Genomic DNA, 15,567 nt, shown 5'->3' with positions numbered 1-15,567 from the left:
TCCGCCTACTGCTGGCCCGCGCCGGGCTCGCCATCGGCGCCGGACGGAGGGTCGGAGGCAGGATCCTGGGTCGGCGCAGCTGGCTGCCCACCTGGCTGTTGCGTGCCGGGCTCGGGGGCACCGCCGCCCGTTCCCCCCGTGCTCTGGCCGGCACCCCGGCGCTCGCCATCGGTGCCTGCGGCCCTTCCTGTCCGTGCTTCATCCAGCGCGATCGCGCCGGGGCCGAGGGAGCGTGAAATGTCGTTCCAGATCCGGCGCAGCCGGCGAACATGCAGGTCGTCGCCGATCCAGCGCATGACGTGCTCGATGCATTTCTTCGTCTGCTCCTGGCTGGTGCCGATGACCGTTCGGGCCCAGATACAGTACTCGTCGATGGAGGCCGGTGTTGCCTTGCCGTCCTGGATGACAATCGGGCGGCTGCTGCCGATCGCGGCGATCGCCCGCAGATTGTCGGTCGCGGCGAAGAGGATGCCGGCATAGATCGAATCGGCCTCGTCGGGCTCGCCGCTGGCGTCGATCGCCCTTTCGAGATCGAAGATGGTGCGGATGTTCAGTTCGCGCATCATCAGGAACTTCTCGATGCCCAGGATGTGGCAAAGCTGCGCCTGGGCCACCCAGTCGATACATTGGTAGATGCCGAACGGGGATTCGATGTGCAGCATGATCGGGTTCGCCGCGGCGAGGTTCTGCACGTCGTAGATGCCGCAGTCCTCCAGACGGAAGCGGGTCGGGAAGTCGATCCCGTCGATCACGTCCATCGGCGTGATGCGGGTCACCCGTTCGAACCGGTCGTCCTCCGTCTTGAACCAGGGCACCAGGTTCTTGGTCTTGGTGTAGACGAACTGCGTGGCCGAACGCGGCATCAGGCCGAGGATGGGGGCAAGGGCGATCCAGACCATCGAGATCCGTCCGTCATGCGTCGTCGCATCGATGCCGGTTTGCGGAGCGGTGAAAACCCCGAACGGATCCGGCAGTGCCGCGAAGGCGATCATCGCGAAGACGCTGGCTGCGACGATCTCGCAACCCTGCTTGAGGAAAGTGAAGGAACTCAGGTCGTAGACGGCGAGATTGCGCAGGAAGTTGCGGACGGCGCCGATGTAGGCGCCGGCAAATGCCAGCGCCCCGACGACGACTAGGTTGCCGAAACCGACCCGGCCCGGCGCGCCGGCAGCATCCGGACCCGCCGCCGCCTCGCCGGCAACAAGGGCCGCCGGCTGGGTGCAGCCGGCGAAATGGGTGCTGGAACAGGCGCAGGTGGCATCCCCGAAGCCGCAGCGAATGGCGGCCAGGAGGGCGTCGAAGCCGAGATAGACGACGATCATCAAGCCGATGGAGGACACGAAGAGACGTAGGTCCCGGCGCAGACCCTGCCTGCGGATACGGTTCAGGAGTTCGTTGAGCGGCATGCCTGTCGGCAGGGTCGCACTTGTCGCTTCCCATCCGCCGTCCAGATCGACGTCGGACAGATACTTGCTTCGGACGAATTCGAAGGAAGGATTGATCGACTTTTCGCCGGAATTGATCTGGCCGAACGTTCGTTCGAAGTCGAAAATCTGCCGCACCCGCCGCACGCGGATCTCCTGGCGTCCGAAGATGATCAGCGTCGGCGTCAGGATGGCGACGAGGAGCGCCCAGCCGTTGATGCGCTCCCACACATAGACGAGTGCGCCCAGCACATAGCCGTAGGTCGCGACGTCCACTGCATTCGTGACGGTTTCCATCCGCGCCAAGCCCCCCAGGCGATGCGGATGCACGATAGGCCGCTTTCGAAGCGGGTTCCAGAAACCATCAGCAACTATGGGTTGTCATTACTCGCCGCGGTACCGCGCCACCACGAGCTGGCCGGCGATGGGCTCGCCCTCTTCCATCCGCACGGTGATGTCGCCGATTTCGAGGAGGTCGAAACCGGTCGCGTCCAGGCGGTCGCGGATGTAGCTTTCGGCATGGGCGAAGCGCTGGTGCGGGCCGACCACGAAGCCGCTTTCGGCAAAGGCTGCGGCCGGCAGCGTCTCCGACGAGAAGACGAACAGGCCGCCGGTTGAAAGGTTGTCGGCGGCGCCGAAGAAGAGCGGCTCGAGCGCGCCGACATAGGGAAGCACGTCGGTGGCGGTGATCAGGTCGAACGGGGCGTCGTCGTTGTCGTCGAGAAAATCGACGGCCTCGGCGACGTAGAGCGTCTCGTAGAGGTCCTTCTCGTGGGCGACCTCGACCATGTTCTCCGACAGGTCGACGCCGGTCATGTCGTCCACCATGTCGCGGAGCGTCCCGCCGGTGAGGCCGGTGCCGCAGCCGAGGTCGAGCATGCGCGCGAACGGTCCGAGCGCCAGCGTCTGCAGGCGCTGGCGGACGAGCACCGGCACGGCATAGCCGAGCTGCTCGACGAGCACGTCCTCGAAGACCTCGGCGTGCTGGTCGAAGAGGGTGGCGACATAGGCGTCCGGCGCCTTATCCGGCGTCTCGCCGCGTCCCATCGAGGCGAGCCGCACGGCCGCGCCGCCGTGGTCCTCCGGGTCGAGCGTCAGCACGTCGCGATAGGCCGCCGCGGCGGCATCGAACTGGCCGGACTTCTCCAGGGCAAGGGCGCGGTTATAGGCTTCCGCGAGCGCGTCTTCGTCGATCTTCTTCATGGACGGTGTCATAGGGCCGGGCCGGGCGTTTGGCAATGTCGGCGGTGCGCGGGGCCGATGCCCGGCAAGTCATGAAATTGACATTTCACAAGTGGAACAAAGAGGAGCATCATTCCCTTCAACAGAAACTGTAAAAGGGAGGTTGCGATGTCCGGGGAGGTGACGGCGCTGCCGGCGCAGGGTCAAAGGGAGCCGCATCCATCGCCGGCGCCTCCGGTGACCTCGACGGAGGCCATCAACCTGATGGTCCACTACTACCGCGGCGAGATGGGGCGGATGGCGGGCTGGCGCGACCGCATCGACCGCACGACCAACTGGGCGATCACCGTCGTGGCGGCGCTTCTGTCGGTCTCGCTGTCGACGCCCAATTCCCATCACGGCGTGCTGCTGTTCGCCATGCTGCTCGTGTCGCTGCTGCTTGTGATCGAGGCACGGCGCTACCGCTTCTTCGACGTCTATCGCGCCCGCGTCCGCCAGGTGGAGAAGAAGTATTTCGCCGAATTCCTGCAGCCGCGCGGCGATCTGGCGCCGGACTGGGGAGCCGCGGTCGCAGCCAGCCTGCGCAAGCCGGAATTCCTCATCAGCTACCGCGACGCCGCCTGCCGCCGGCTCCGCCGCAATTATTCCTGGATGTACCTGATCCTGCTTCTGGCCTGGGCGCTGAAAATCTCCTCGTCGAGCATGACGGGAACCGAGAGCAACGTCGATGTCGTGCTGTCCTTCGACCAGGTGCTGAAGAACGCTGCTTTCGGGCCGATCCCCGGCGCCGTCGTGCTTTCCCTCGTGCTTTTCTTCTACGCCGTCATCCTGGCCGGTGTCCTGCACCGCGACCGGGCCGAGGGGGAGCGGGTGCGCGGCGAGGCGCATGTCTGAATGCCTTCGTTACGCGCCGGCGCTCAGTGCAGGATGAATTCGCCCTTCAGCGCCCGCCATTCGGTGGCCGAGATGAGCTTGCGGTGAACGTAGCGCACCGAGTGAAGCGGCCCGTCCAGCGTCTCCTGCCAGAATGTCAGGAAATGGCGCATCTCGGGAAAGTCCGGCGCCAGGTCGTAGTGCTGCCAGATGTAGGTCTGCAGCAGCGAGGGGTGGTCCGGCATGCGGTAGAGGATCTGGGCCGTGGTCATGCCGTAGCCCTTCATCTGCAATTCCATGTCCGATGTCATCCAGGACCTCGTTCCATCGTGAATGATGGTCCGATGATCCGACGTTCCCGGTCACAAGGCAATTGTCTTTTTTCATCTATGACAATGAATAGTCTTTTAAAACAAAGGCTTGGCAGCCGAATGCGACGAGTGCTGCCAAGGGGGCGGCAAGGGCCGGCTAGCGCTTGAGGTGGCGGGTCAGGCGCGCCTCGATCCAGGCCCAGACATTGCGCATCAGCTCGACGATCATGAGGTAGAGCAGGGCTGCCCAGAGATAGGTCTGGTAGTCGAAGGTGCGGGAGAAGGCGCGGCGGGTCTCGCCCATCAGGTCGAAGACGGTGACGATCGAGACGATCGCAGAGCCCTTGATCATCAGGATGATCTCGTTGCCATAGGGCCGGAGCGCCACGATGAGGGCCTGCGGCAGGATGATCTTGAAGAAGGTGACGCGCTGCGGCAGGCCGAGCGAGGCGGCACCCTCGTGCTGCCCGCGCGGCACGCTCTCGATGGCGCCACGCAGGATTTCGGCCTGGTAGGCGGCGGTGTTCAGGGTGAAGGTCAGGAGCGCGCAGTTCCAGGCATCGCGGAAGAAGCCCCAGAGGCCGATGGCCTTCAGCTCCGCGGAAAAGCTCCCGAGGCCATAGTAGACGAGGAAGAGCTGGGTGAGCAGCGGCGTGCCGCGGAAGAAATAGACATAGGCATAGGCCGGCCAGGACAGGAACCTGTTCGTCGACATCCGGGCGAATGCGAGCGGCAGCGAGACGACCGCCCCGAGCGTGATCGACAAGGCGACCAGAAGCAGCGTCACCCCGAGGCCGGAGAGATAGTTCGGCGCGTAGCGCGAGAATTTCGCCGGATCCCAGCCGTTGACGACGGTGAGGAAGATGCCGACGGTCAGCGCCAGCCAGATGCCGAGCGCGACGCTGCCGACGAAGCGCGACAGCGTATAGGGCCGGACGGGGGCGGGCGGCGGCGCCTGCGGCGGCAGCAGCGTGGTCACTGCACTCATCGCCGGGCCTCCGAGCGTTGCACCCGCGCCTCGATCATCGAGAAGACGATCGACGACAGGAAGGAGAGCACGAGGAAGAGGCCGCAGGCAATGCCATAGAACAGGAACGCCTCCTTGGTCACGCGCGCGGCGATGCCGGTCTGCCGCAGGATGTCGGAGAGGCCGATCACCGAGACGAGCGCGGTGTCCTTCAAAAGCGCCATCCACAGATTACCGAGCCCGGGGAGCGCGATGCGGACGAGCTGCGGCACGATGATCAGGCCCATCGTGCGGCCATGGTGCAGGCCGAGCGCATAGCCCGCCTCGTACTGGCCGTGCGGGATGGCGCGGAAGGCCGACAGCAGCACCTCCGAGCAGTAGGCGGAGAAGACGACGCCGAGCGCGATCATGCCGGCGACGAAGGCATTGATCTCGATCGCCTGTTCGTAGCCGAGCGCCGACAGCAGGTTCTGCACCAGGATCTGCAGGCCGTAATAGACGATGAACAGGGTGAGCAGTTCCGGCAGGCCGCGGAAGATCGTCGTGTAGATGTCGGCGGCAAGCCTGAGCGAGCGCTCCGGCGACTGCTTGGCCAGCGCGATGAAGAAGCCGATCAGAAGGCCGAGCGGCAGGGTGGCGACCGCAAGGCTCGCGGTGACGAGAAAGCCGATCGCGATCTCGTCGCCCCAGCCCGCATCGCCGCAGGCAAGCAGCGTGCCTTCGGCGAACCAGCGGAACACGCCGGCCGGGCCGCACAACGGATCGATGAAGCCGAGAATTGCGGAAACCGCTTCCGCGATGGCGGAAAAGAACCCGCTCATGCCTAAAGAACCCCCCGGGCCCGCTTCGCGCCCGTCTTGCGGCGCTTTGGAACGCCTTGTGATTGCGGCAGTTCTCAAACAAAAAAGACGGGAGGGCAAGCCCTCCCGTCGTCACAACTGTCGATCTGGCCGGAAAAACCGCTTTCCGGCAGGTAGGCTCACTCGCCGTAGACGTCGAAGGGGAAGTACTTGGCGTTGATTTCCTGGTACTTGCCGCTGGCGCGCAGCGCCGCGATCGCCTGGGTGAACTTGTCGGCGAGCGCGGTTTCGCCCTTGCGGACGGCAACGCCGGCGCCTTCGCCGTTGATGACCGGATCGATCGGCAGGGTGCCGAGCAGCTTGCAGCAGGCGCCGTCATCCGTCTTCAGCCACTCCGACAGGACGACGACGTCGTCGATGACGCCATCGATTCGGCCGTTGGCGATGTCGAGCTTGTACTCGTCGGCGGTCGGGTAGAGCTTCAGTTCCGCATCCTTCATATGCGCTTCGGCATAGTTGGAGTGGGTCGTGGACGACTGGGCGCCGAGCGACTTGCCGGCCAGCGCCTCGGGCGTCGCGGCAGTGATGTCGGAATCCTTCGGCACGACGATCGCCGGCGGGGTGTTGTAGTACTTGGCGGAGAAGTCGACCTTCTGCTTGCGCTCCTCGGTGATCGACATGGAAGCGATGAGGGCGTCGAACTTCTTGGCTTCGAGGGCGGGGATGATGCCGTCCCAGTCCTGCGTGACGAAGGTGCATTCCGCCTTCATTTCCTCGCAGAGGGCCTTGGCGATGTCGATGTCGAAGCCGGTGAGGGTGCCGTCCGCCTCGAGGTTGTTGAAGGGCGGATAGGCACCTTCGGTGCCGATGATGATCTTTTCACCATCGGCCATCGCCGCGCCGGCCATCAGCGTGAAGACGGCGGCGGTCGCAGCCATGGAAAGACGTTTGGAAATGCGCATCGAGATCCTCTCTGTTTGTTCGGGCCGGCCGGATTGTTGTGGTTCTGCCGGCGCCGGGCGGACAAGGGTTCCGCTTGCGGCGATAATCGCCAGCTTTTGCGGCAAAAATCAACGGCCAATCCGCCGCAGCGCGGCCGGCGCCGCGCCGGGGGCTGTGGATTGCGGAACCATCGTGGCGGACGGGCGTTGACCTGTCCCGAAGGTGAACGAGGGTTCAACATGACGTTCACGAGGAGTTCAGGCGGAGGCCGATATCGTTGGATATCAAGAGGCTAACCGTTCCGGTTGAAACACAAATTCGCCCGGAATGATTGGTTGACCCTCGCCACTGAGGAAACGCGACAACAAGGAATACATTATGGGTAATCGAGCCAAACTGCTTGCTACGGTGGCACTGCCGATCGTGTCGATCATCTGGCAGCCTGCGGACGCAGCGGCCTTCCGCGCGACGCTGCAACCCGTCGATACCACAGGCGGCGTGATCCTCGCCCAGTCGAACGGCAACGGCGAATCCGAAGAGGAACTGCGCCGCAAGCGCCGTGAACAGCGCGAGGAGAACCGGTCCGAACGCAATCAGGAACGCCAGTCCGAGCGCAACAAGGAGCGCCAGGAACGGCAGTCCGATCGCAATCAGGAGCGGCAGTCGGATCGCAATCGCGAAGAGCGCAACAAGAAGCAGGCAGAAGAACAGAAGCAGGGCAACGACAAGCGTCAGTCCGACAGCCAGCGCCAGCAGCGCGAGGAGCGCGCCAAGAAGCAGCAGCAGGCCGAGGAACAGAAGCAGCGCAAGAGTGACGAGAAGCGCCAGTCCGACAGCCAGCGCCAGCGCGAGGAGCGCAACAAGAAGCGTGAGCAGCAGGCCGAGGAGCAGCGCAAGAGCGACGAGAAGCGCCAGTCCGACAACCAGCGCGAGCGCGAGGAGCGCAACAAGAAGCGCGAGCAGCAGGCCGAGGAGCAGCGCAGGAACGACGAGAAGCGCCAGTCCGATGGCCAGAAGGCGAGGGAACAGAAGCGCGAGCAGGAGCAGCGCGCCGGGGACAAGGAACAGCGCCCCGCGGACAGCAAGCAGTCCGATCGCAAACAGACGGATCGCAAGGACTCCGATCGCAACCAGGCCGGGCGTGACCAGTCCGACGGCAAGCAGACGGATCGGGAGCGCGCCCGCGAAGAGCGCCGCCAGAAGGCCGAGTCCGACCGCGAGCGGCGTGCCGGCGAGGAAAATCGCCAGCGTCCCCGCCGCGAGCGCGACGCCGAGCGCGAGAAGATTGCCCGCGATCCCTCGAAGACGACCGGGACGATCGACCTGCCGGTGGTCGGCGGTGCAGCCGTGCTCGACAGCGACAAGGATGCCGACAACCGCCGGGATCGCTCGCGCGAGGAAACCCGCAAGAGGCGCGAGGAGGAGCGTCGCAAGGCCAACGTGCGCGTGCCCCGCTCGGATGCGGACGCCCAGACGGACCGCGACGGCAACCGCCGCCGCTACGAGCGCCACGAATCGATCGACCGCGAGCGCGGCGAGCGGCGCGACCGGCGGCCGGACTACCGCGATCCCGACAATGTGCGGATCGGCCGGCGCGAGGACAACCGCGTGATCTACAACATCGACAACCGCACCTTCGTGCGTCACTACGACAGCGATCGCCTGTCGCGCCGCGGCGGCAACACCTACTACGAGACGCTGCGCGGCGGCCGCGTCCGCGAGACGATCGAGCGTCCGGGCGGCGTCCGCGTGGTGACGATCCGCAACGACTACGGCACCGTCATCCAGCGTTCGCGCTTCGTCGGCGACCGGGAATACGTGCTCTACTACGTGCCCGAGGTCGACTACGTGGACGACCGGCCGTTCTACGATCCCGGTCTCGACCTGCCGCCGATGCGCCTGAGCGTGCCCGTCGACGAGTACATCATCGACACCTCGTCCGACTATGATCGCGACTACCAGGAGTTCCTCGAGCTTCCGCCTGTCGAGCCGGTCGAGCGCGTCTACACGCTGGACGAGGTGAAGTACTCGGCCCGTATCCGCGACAAGGTGCGCCGCATCGACCTCGACACGATCACCTTCGCCACCGGCAGCGCGGAGATCTCGATGGAGCAGGCCTCGACGCTTAGGCAGGTCGCCGACGCGATCAACAACCTGCTGGACGAGGATCCGAGCGAGACCTTCCTGATCGAGGGCCACACCGATGCGGTCGGATCGGACGATTCGAACCTGATCCTGTCCGACGAGCGGGCCGAATCGGTAGCCAACCTCCTGACGGACGTCTACGACATCCCGCCGGAGAACCTGTCGACCCAGGGCTATGGCGAACGCTACCTGAAGGTCGCCACCGACGGCCCGGAGCAGCTCAACCGCCGCGTCACCATCCGCCGCGTCACCCCGCTGGTGAAGCCGGTCGCCTCGGCCGAGTGAGGCGGGACGTCAACGAAGATTGGAAAGGCCGCCGGAGCGATCCGGCGGCCTTTCTGCATGTTCGGCTGCGAATCCTGTACGAGAGGCTTCAAAGCCCGGGCCACATGCCGCCGTCGAGCCTCAGATTGGCGCCGGTGATATAGCCGGCGCGCGGGCTGACGAGGAAGGCGACGGCGTCGGCGATCTCCTCGAGCGTTCCGACGCGTCCCATGGGCACCTGTGCGAACAAGGGCAGGACATTCTGTTCGATGTCCGCCCACGGCGCTTCGGCGGCAAGTCCTTGGCCGGTTGCCGCCTTGCGAAACGCCTCCTCGAGGCTGGCACTGCGGATCGTGCCGGGCGAGACCGTGTTCGCCGTGACGCCGTCCGACGCCACCGCCTTGGCGAGGGAGGCCGTCATGGCGATCATCGCCGCCTTCGCTGCGGCATAGTCGGGCCTTCCGGCCGGCGGCATCATGCCCGCAAGGCTGGAGATATTGACGACCCGGCCCCATTTCGCCGCGCGCATGGCCGGCAGCAGCCGGGCGGTCACCCTGACGGCGGCGAGCACGTTGCGATCATAGCCGCCGGCCCAAGTTTCGGGCCGTGTCGTCGTCCAGTCCTCCGTCTCGCCGGAACCGCCGGCATTGTTGATCACGATGTCGACGGGCTTCACGAAGGCCTGTGCCTCGTCGGTCAGGCGCCGGACCGCGTCGTCGTCGGTCAGATCGCCGGTGACGGTGTGGGCGCGGCCACCCCGGGCGACGATATTGTGCGCGACCTCCTCGGCCCTTGTCCTGTCGCGGCCGTGAACGATGACGATGGCGCCTTCACGCGCCAGTCCGCGCGCGATCCCTTCGCCGATCCCCTTGCTGCTGCCGGTCACGAGCGCGACCTTTCCGTCCAGTTTCAAATCCATCGCACCATTCCCATATCAAGGTCGAAATTCGATATGAGGTCACGGCAATGAACGAGGCAATTACGCACTTTAAAGTGCCTGTCGAAGACGAGGATCGGAGCGCCTGCCTCGGGCCGGACGGCTCGGTGGCGCATGTCGGCCGTGTCCTTCGCATGCTGAGCGGACGGTGGAAGCTGCCGATCCTGTTTCGGCTTTTCACGGAGCGATCGATGCGCAGCTCGCAGCTGCTGCGCGACATGCCGGGTGTCTCGCAGAAGATGCTCACCCAGCATCTGCGGGAGCTGGAAGACGACGGGCTTGTCGAAAGACGGGATTTCGGCGAACAGCCGCCTCGCGTCGAATACGGTGTGACCGGCGCGGGCCTGCGGCTGATGCCGGTGCTGCTGGCGGTCAGGGAATTCTCGCGCGACCATCCCCGCCCGCAGGAGGGCTGACGGCGCAAGACGGGGGTCAACCCTGTCTCTTCGGCAGTCCTACCGTTTCGAGTACGAAATCGGCGATCGCATCGGTGTCGTCGAGGTCGAACACCGGGAGTGCGGTATCGGTGACGGGATGATCGGCGGCGATCGCCACGATATGCGGATCCTCCGGCGCAAGCGGCGTGCGGTTGGCCGCTTCCAGCCGCCGGGCCTCGATCTTCGGGATCGGCTCGCGCTTGTAACCCTCGATCAGCACGAGGTCGCAGGGGGCGATCCGCGCCAGGATCTCCTCGAAACTCGGCTCCGGCGCGCCGCGCAACTCGTGCATGATGGCAAAGCGCGTGCCCGACACGATCGTCACCTCGTGCGCCCCGGCCTGGCGGTGACGGTAACTGTCGGCGCCGACCTTGTCGATGTCGAAATCATGGTGGGCGTGCTTGATCGTCGAGACGCGGAAGCCGCGGGAAACCAGCGTTTCGACCAGCCGCACGGCGAGGCCCGTCTTGCCGGAGTTCTTCCAGCCGGCGATGCCGAAGATGCGGGGAGGGGATGTCGTCATCGGTCGAGCGTCCTGAGCCAGATTTCCGCCCGTTCGAGATCGGCGGGCGTATTGATGTTGAAGAACGGGTCGAGCGGCCCTTCGGCCGTCTCGCAGGCGGGGAAGGGAACGGGCGTGGCATGATGCCGCTCGAGCCAGGCGCGGAGGCGGAGCGTGTCGCCACTGCGCATCCAGCCGGCGAGATCGTCGGCGAGGGCTGTCGGCCAGAGCGCGAAGACGGGGTGGGCGCCGGTGGCGGAGGTGGCGAATGCAACGCCGTCCGGCCGGTCCGTGGCGGCGCGCAGGCGGGCGACGAGGTCGGCCGGAAAGAAGGGGCTGTCCGTCGGCACCGTCACGACATGGGAGGCGGACGGATGGTTGTCCTGCGCATGCCGGAGGGCTGCGAGCACGCCGCCGGCAGGCCCGGCCCGGACGCCATCCGGGTCGCCGAGGAGCGGCAGTTGGAAGGCTTCGAGCGTCGGCGAGGACGGGTCGTTGGTGCTGATCGCCAGCGAGGAAACCTGCGGAGCGAGGCGGCGCAGGGCACGCTCCAGCAACGGCACGCCGCCGAGGCGGACTTGCGCCTTGTCGGCGCCCATGCGGCTGGAGAGGCCGCCGGCGAGGACGACGCCGGGGACGGCGGCTCCACTGTTGGGGGCTGTGGCGTGTGCGTTCGGCTTGTCTGTCACGATGGCGTGGACCTGGTGCTCAAATTCAACCTGTTGCGTCCGATTCTAGACCTGTCCTTCATGGGTTCAACGCCTCTCCACGATCGTGAGGACCGGCGGACCGGCGCTCACGGGCCCTCGATCGCCGAGGTCTGGGCGATCGGCTTCGCGCGCCTTCGATTTTCCCGGTTGAAGGCATAGAGGCCGGAGGCAACGATCACGGCGACGCCGACGCACATCCAGAAATCCGGTATCTCGCCGAAGAAGACGATGCCGATGCCGATCGCCCAGATCAGGCTCGTATAGCGGAGCGGGGCGACGAAGGAGATATCGCCGGCCCGCATCGCAAAGACGATGCACTGGTATCCGATCAGGAGCGCGACGCTCGAAACGGCGAGCCGAAGGAAGATGTGCCACTCGATCGGCTGCCAGCCGCCCAGCGGCGCGATCATCAGCGCACCGAAGGCGGTGATCGAGAGCGCGGTGACGACGGTGATCAGTGCCGCGGGGATCTCCGGATCGATCTTGCGGGTGAGGAGGTCGCGGGTGGCGGCGAAGACGACGGCGGCGATCACGAAGGCCGCGCCGATCGAAAATCCCTCCGGGCCGGGCCGGATGACGATCAGCACGCCGGCAAAGCCGCTGATGATCGCAAGCCAGCGCCGCCATCCGACCGTCTCGCCGAGGAACAGCACCGCGCCGAGCGTTACCGCCAGTGGCAGCGACAGCAGGATCGCGGCAGTGTTGGCGAGCGGCAGGAGTCCGAGCGCCACGATGTAGGTGAGGGCGGCGCCGACCTCTGCGGCCGCCCGTACCAGCACCTTGCGGTCCGGCAGCACGCGCCGCCAGAACATCCCCCGGGTGGGCCAGGCGAGCGCGATGATCATGGCAGACGTCAGAAGCCCGCGGACGAACATGATCTGCCCCGGGTTCATCACTCCGGTGACCGATTTCACGAGCGCGTCGTTGACGTTGAAGCTGGCCATCGCCAGCGCCATGAACAGCGCGCCCTTGTGATTTGCGGAGAGTTTCATGCTGCGATTCCCGGGCCCCCTCGGCCTGTGATAGCCGCGATGGGAGCAGCGCGCCAGTGCGACGTCCGGTCTCCCGGAATGGCGGGAGGCGGGGAGGCCGTGGTCTGCGAAAAGCCATCATGCCGGTTTCGCTTTTCGTTAATCATCCACACATATCGTAACGTCACCCACAGGACCCATCGCATGAGGCGACGGGTGGCGGGAGCGCAAGGCGAAAACGCCGCGCCCCTGCTTGTCTTGCCGCCGGGCGCAATTGCGCCGCAAGCCGTAGAGGCGGACGCAAGCAATCGGCCACCGGTCGGGTATGAGATGGGCAAGAACAATACCCTGGGGAACCCATGTCCTTCATCGATCGCTTGCTGCAGCGCCGACGTATCGTCACCAAGGTGCTGCTTTTCGTCGTTCCGCTCGTCGTCCTGATCGCCGGCATCGGGCTCGTCGGGTTCTTCACCGCCCGGACCCTCAACGGCCACATGACGGTGACCCGCGAGACGATCAGCAGCCTGTCGGATTTCCAGTATCTGCGGACGGCCCTGCAGGATTTCGTCGATGCGCCGACCGAAGATGCGCGCACGGCGCTCGCTGAACGCATCGACGCGCAGGACCGGGGTATCAATTCCCTTGACGCTCTGCTTCCGGACGCTGCCGAAAAGGAAAAGATCGCAACGGTCGTGGCGCTTGCGCCGCAGATGCGCGCGCAGGCCGATCTGCTCTGGTCGGTGCGCGAGGAGCAGGACCGGATCACCGGCGAACTCGAGGCGGCACTCGCCGGCCTGACGGCTGAGGGGCAGTTCGCCGAGAAGCAGATCGGCGTCATTCGCGGCGAATCCGACGAGAAGGAGACATTCGCCCGCACGCTTCTGTTCGACGCTGCCGCCTATCAGGGGCTCGCCGAACGGATCGGCAAGTTCCGCAAGCCGGTGGCGCTGGCGATGAAGCCGGAGGACAAGGTCAAGGCCGCGACGACCTACCTGCCGCCGCTGCTCAAGCAACTCGGCGAATCCGAGAAGATCGCCTCCGACAAGGCGTTGGGCCAGTTCGTGCCGGTGAAGACCGAGATCGCGCAGATCGAGAAGGTCCTTGCCGGCAGCGACGATGCCGAGGCGAAGAAGCAGGCGTTCACGCCGATCCTGTCGAAGCTTTCCAAATACGATGCCGACTTCCAAAAGGCCGCCCAGCAGAATTCGGACATGGCCGCCAAGCGGTTCGTCAGCATGGACAACGAGATCGGAACCCTGAAGACGCTGATCGCGCTGATGGGCGACACCTTCCTGCAGATCGACCGCACGCGGCTGCACATCAGCGAACTGCACCGCAAGCCCGAACAGGCCGGCCGCGAACTCGTGCTGGCAGATCTTGCCGCGGTCGAAAAGAACGCCGACGAACTCTCCGGGCTCGGCGGCCGCAACGCCGCGCTGCGCGACCTCGCCTCGAAGCTGAAACCGCATCTTGCGGCGATCGAGCAGGGCACGCAGGCGCTGATCGACATTGACCAGCGCTGGCGCGAGGCGAGGGCCGGTGCCCGCACCCTGGTGGCCGATGCCAGCCAGACGCTCGAAGCCTTCGTCAGCAGCGCCCAGGAGGCCGGCAAGCGCGACAGCCAGCGCTCGGCCGACATCTCGATCATCGCCATGGTCGCGGGCACGCTGCTGGCGATCGTCGGCGGGCTGATGCTGGTCGAGACGCTGCGCGGGCCGCTGAAGCGCGTCACCGAGGTGATGTCGCGGCTCGCCAGCGGCGATCTGGACGTGCCGATCGAGGGCCGCAACCGCGGCGACGAGATCGGCGACATGGTGCGCTCCGTCGCCGTGTTCCGCGATTCGGCGCTCGAAAACGTCAGGCTGGAGCAGGAGGCCGAGGCGCAGCGGGCGCAGACGGCCGAGGAGCAGGCGCGGCGCGCAGCCGAGCAGGCGCGGGTGGAGGCCGAGCAGATGGAGGCGCTCAACGCGCTTTCCGGCGTGCTGGGCAAGCTGGCCGAAGGTGACCTCGAGGAAAGCATGACCGAAGCGCTGGCGGCCGAATATGTCGCCATGGCCCGCACGTACAACAATGCCGTCGAGGCGCTGCGGGCGACGCTTTCGGACGTCCGCGCCACGACGCAGGAGATCAACGGCGGCACCGGCAACCTTGCGGCCTCCGCAGACGACCTCGCCCGCCGCACCGAGCAGCAGGCGGCGGCACTGGAAGAAAGCTCGCGGGCGCTCCGCCAGCTCACCGATATCGTCCGCTCGACCGCCGAGAGCGCCCAGCGCACGACCGCCTCGGTCGACGAGACGCACACCTATGCGATCAAGTCCGGCCAGGTGGTCGCCCAGGCCGTCGAGGCGATGGCGCAGATCAACCGCTCCTCGGAAAAGATCGGCACGATCATCGGCGTGATCGACGAAATCGCCTTCCAGACCAACCTTCTGGCGCTCAACGCCGGTGTGGAGGCGGCGCGGGCAGGCGATGCCGGCCGGGGCTTTGCCGTCGTCGCACAGGAAGTGCGCGAACTGGCCCAGCGCTGTGCGGGGGCCGCCCGCGAGATCAAGGGGCTGATCTCCGACAGCTCCGCCCAGGTCCGCAGCGGCGTCTCCCTCGTCGAGGAAACCGGCATGGCGCTGACGGTGATCAACGAGCACATCTCCTCCATCCACGACCTCGTCGGCAATATCGAAAAGGCGGCCGCCGCGCAGTACGAAGGGCTGAGCGAGGTGAACCAGGCGGTGCATCAGGTCGAACTGATCACCCAGCAGAACGCGGCGATGGTGGAGGAGAACAACGCCGAGATCCACGGCCTGCGCAGCCGCGTCGAACTGCTCAACCGCAAGATCGACCGGTTCAAGACGGGCGAATTCGACGCGGCCCTGGGCAGCTACTACGCGGCGTGAACAGGCGCGCCGCTGCGGTTGTCGGGAGACGGCCGCCTTCACCAGCTTGCTATTTGGTGGACGCATCACGGCGATCTCCCTCTTCTCCCCTCGGGGAGAAGTGCCGAGCGGCAGCGAGGCGATGAGGGGGAGCCGCGAGTGTAGCGTCTGCCGCACCGCCTCCTCATCCGTCCCTTCGGGCCACCTTCTCCTCGAGGGGAGAAGAAGGAAC

General features: G+C 66.0%; 14 protein-coding genes. 4 read left to right on the top strand and 10 right to left on the bottom strand.

Annotated elements, in window-relative coordinates; genetic code table 11:
- Positions 1 to 5 precede the first annotated feature (5 nt).
- Entirely contained in the window at positions 6 to 1,721 is a 1,716-nt protein-coding gene (locus tag LQK81_RS21075; RefSeq protein WP_230808348.1) for a hypothetical protein, read from the bottom strand.
- Between the two features lie 87 nt (positions 1,722 to 1,808).
- Positions 1,809 to 2,639: a methyltransferase domain-containing protein gene (locus tag LQK81_RS21070; RefSeq protein ID WP_230808347.1), complete on the bottom strand. Its 831-nt coding sequence runs from the start codon at positions 2,637 to 2,639 to the stop codon at positions 1,809 to 1,811.
- A 135-nt stretch (positions 2,640 to 2,774) separates the two neighbouring features.
- Between LQK81_RS21070 and LQK81_RS21065 the strand changes: the two genes are divergently transcribed.
- Complete coding sequence (locus tag LQK81_RS21065; protein ID WP_230808346.1) at positions 2,775 to 3,500, top strand: DUF2270 domain-containing protein; 726 nt, start codon at positions 2,775 to 2,777, stop codon at positions 3,498 to 3,500.
- A 23-nt stretch (positions 3,501 to 3,523) separates the two neighbouring features.
- On the opposite strand, the gene LQK81_RS21060 is transcribed toward LQK81_RS21065, so the two are convergent.
- From LQK81_RS21060 to LQK81_RS21045, 4 genes are all read right to left on the bottom strand, one after another.
- Positions 3,524 to 3,790, bottom strand: a complete 267-nt coding sequence (locus LQK81_RS21060; protein WP_230808345.1) for an usg protein — start codon at positions 3,788 to 3,790, stop codon at positions 3,524 to 3,526.
- Positions 3,791 to 3,947: 157 nt separating this feature from the next.
- Entirely contained in the window at positions 3,948 to 4,778 is an 831-nt protein-coding gene (locus LQK81_RS21055) for an ABC transporter permease (RefSeq protein WP_230808344.1), read from the bottom strand.
- The gene (locus LQK81_RS21050) at positions 4,775 to 5,578 is read right to left on the bottom strand and encodes an ABC transporter permease (protein WP_230808343.1); all 804 of its coding nucleotides are present in this window, start codon (positions 5,576 to 5,578) and stop codon (positions 4,775 to 4,777) included. Before LQK81_RS21050 ends, LQK81_RS21055 begins: the two co-directional genes overlap by 4 nt.
- Before the next feature lie 158 nt (positions 5,579 to 5,736).
- Positions 5,737 to 6,519 carry an ABC transporter substrate-binding protein gene (locus tag LQK81_RS21045; protein ID WP_230808342.1) on the bottom strand — a complete coding sequence of 261 codons (783 nt, stop codon included), beginning with the start codon at positions 6,517 to 6,519 and terminating at the stop codon, positions 5,737 to 5,739.
- Between the two features lie 358 nt (positions 6,520 to 6,877).
- On the opposite strand from LQK81_RS21045, the gene LQK81_RS21040 reads away from it, so the two are divergent.
- Positions 6,878 to 8,929, top strand: a complete 2,052-nt coding sequence (locus LQK81_RS21040; RefSeq protein ID WP_230808341.1) for an OmpA family protein — start codon at positions 6,878 to 6,880, stop codon at positions 8,927 to 8,929.
- An 88-nt stretch (positions 8,930 to 9,017) separates the two neighbouring features.
- Here LQK81_RS21040 and LQK81_RS21035 read toward each other — a convergent pair whose 3' ends face one another.
- A complete protein-coding gene (locus tag LQK81_RS21035) occupies positions 9,018 to 9,827 on the bottom strand; it encodes an SDR family NAD(P)-dependent oxidoreductase (protein WP_230808340.1) in 810 nt (269 codons plus the stop codon).
- 47 nt (positions 9,828 to 9,874) lie between these two features.
- Between LQK81_RS21035 and LQK81_RS21030 the strand changes: the two genes are divergently transcribed.
- A complete protein-coding gene (locus LQK81_RS21030) occupies positions 9,875 to 10,261 on the top strand; it encodes a winged helix-turn-helix transcriptional regulator (RefSeq protein ID WP_230808339.1) in 387 nt (128 codons plus the stop codon).
- Between the two features lie 16 nt (positions 10,262 to 10,277).
- Here the strand turns inward: LQK81_RS21030 and mobB are convergent, their stop codons facing one another.
- The 3 genes from mobB to LQK81_RS21015 form a co-directional block, all read right to left on the bottom strand.
- Positions 10,278 to 10,805 carry a molybdopterin-guanine dinucleotide biosynthesis protein B gene (gene mobB, locus LQK81_RS21025; RefSeq protein ID WP_230808338.1) on the bottom strand — a complete coding sequence of 176 codons (528 nt, stop codon included), beginning with the start codon at positions 10,803 to 10,805 and terminating at the stop codon, positions 10,278 to 10,280.
- The gene (gene mobA / locus LQK81_RS21020) at positions 10,802 to 11,473 is read right to left on the bottom strand and encodes a molybdenum cofactor guanylyltransferase MobA (RefSeq protein WP_330166568.1); all 672 of its coding nucleotides are present in this window, start codon (positions 11,471 to 11,473) and stop codon (positions 10,802 to 10,804) included. Before mobA ends, mobB begins: the two co-directional genes overlap by 4 nt.
- A 107-nt stretch (positions 11,474 to 11,580) precedes the next feature.
- Positions 11,581 to 12,486: a DMT family transporter gene (locus LQK81_RS21015; RefSeq protein WP_230808337.1), complete on the bottom strand. Its 906-nt coding sequence runs from the start codon at positions 12,484 to 12,486 to the stop codon at positions 11,581 to 11,583.
- Positions 12,487 to 12,824: 338 nt separating this feature from the next.
- Here LQK81_RS21015 and LQK81_RS21010 point away from each other — a divergent pair, with 338 nt between their 5' ends.
- The gene (locus LQK81_RS21010) at positions 12,825 to 15,356 is read left to right on the top strand and encodes a methyl-accepting chemotaxis protein (protein WP_230808336.1); all 2,532 of its coding nucleotides are present in this window, start codon (positions 12,825 to 12,827) and stop codon (positions 15,354 to 15,356) included.
- The last annotated feature ends 211 nt before the right edge of the window (positions 15,357 to 15,567 follow it).

This window comes from Rhizobium sp. GN54, assembly GCF_021026345.1.
Classification (GTDB): Bacteria; Pseudomonadota; Alphaproteobacteria; order Rhizobiales; family Rhizobiaceae; genus Mycoplana.
This window is presented reverse-complemented; position numbering and strand designations above follow the sequence as displayed.

Coding starts and splice junctions, on each gene's coding strand:
- LQK81_RS21075 (WP_230808348.1), bottom strand. CDS start 1,721: ATGGAAACCGTCACGAATGCAGTGGACGTCGCGACCTACGGCTATGTG.
- LQK81_RS21070 (WP_230808347.1), bottom strand. CDS start 2,639: ATGACACCGTCCATGAAGAAGATCGACGAAGACGCGCTCGCGGAAGCC.
- LQK81_RS21065 (WP_230808346.1), top strand. CDS start 2,775: ATGTCCGGGGAGGTGACGGCGCTGCCGGCGCAGGGTCAAAGGGAGCCG.
- LQK81_RS21060 (WP_230808345.1), bottom strand. CDS start 3,790: ATGACATCGGACATGGAATTGCAGATGAAGGGCTACGGCATGACCACG.
- LQK81_RS21055 (WP_230808344.1), bottom strand. CDS start 4,778: ATGAGTGCAGTGACCACGCTGCTGCCGCCGCAGGCGCCGCCGCCCGCC.
- LQK81_RS21050 (WP_230808343.1), bottom strand. CDS start 5,578: ATGAGCGGGTTCTTTTCCGCCATCGCGGAAGCGGTTTCCGCAATTCTC.
- LQK81_RS21045 (WP_230808342.1), bottom strand. CDS start 6,519: ATGCGCATTTCCAAACGTCTTTCCATGGCTGCGACCGCCGCCGTCTTC.
- LQK81_RS21040 (WP_230808341.1), top strand. CDS start 6,878: ATGGGTAATCGAGCCAAACTGCTTGCTACGGTGGCACTGCCGATCGTG.
- LQK81_RS21035 (WP_230808340.1), bottom strand. CDS start 9,827: ATGGATTTGAAACTGGACGGAAAGGTCGCGCTCGTGACCGGCAGCAGC.
- LQK81_RS21030 (WP_230808339.1), top strand. CDS start 9,875: ATGAACGAGGCAATTACGCACTTTAAAGTGCCTGTCGAAGACGAGGAT.
- mobB (WP_230808338.1), bottom strand. CDS start 10,805: ATGACGACATCCCCTCCCCGCATCTTCGGCATCGCCGGCTGGAAGAAC.
- LQK81_RS21015 (WP_230808337.1), bottom strand. CDS start 12,486: ATGAAACTCTCCGCAAATCACAAGGGCGCGCTGTTCATGGCGCTGGCG.
- LQK81_RS21010 (WP_230808336.1), top strand. CDS start 12,825: ATGTCCTTCATCGATCGCTTGCTGCAGCGCCGACGTATCGTCACCAAG.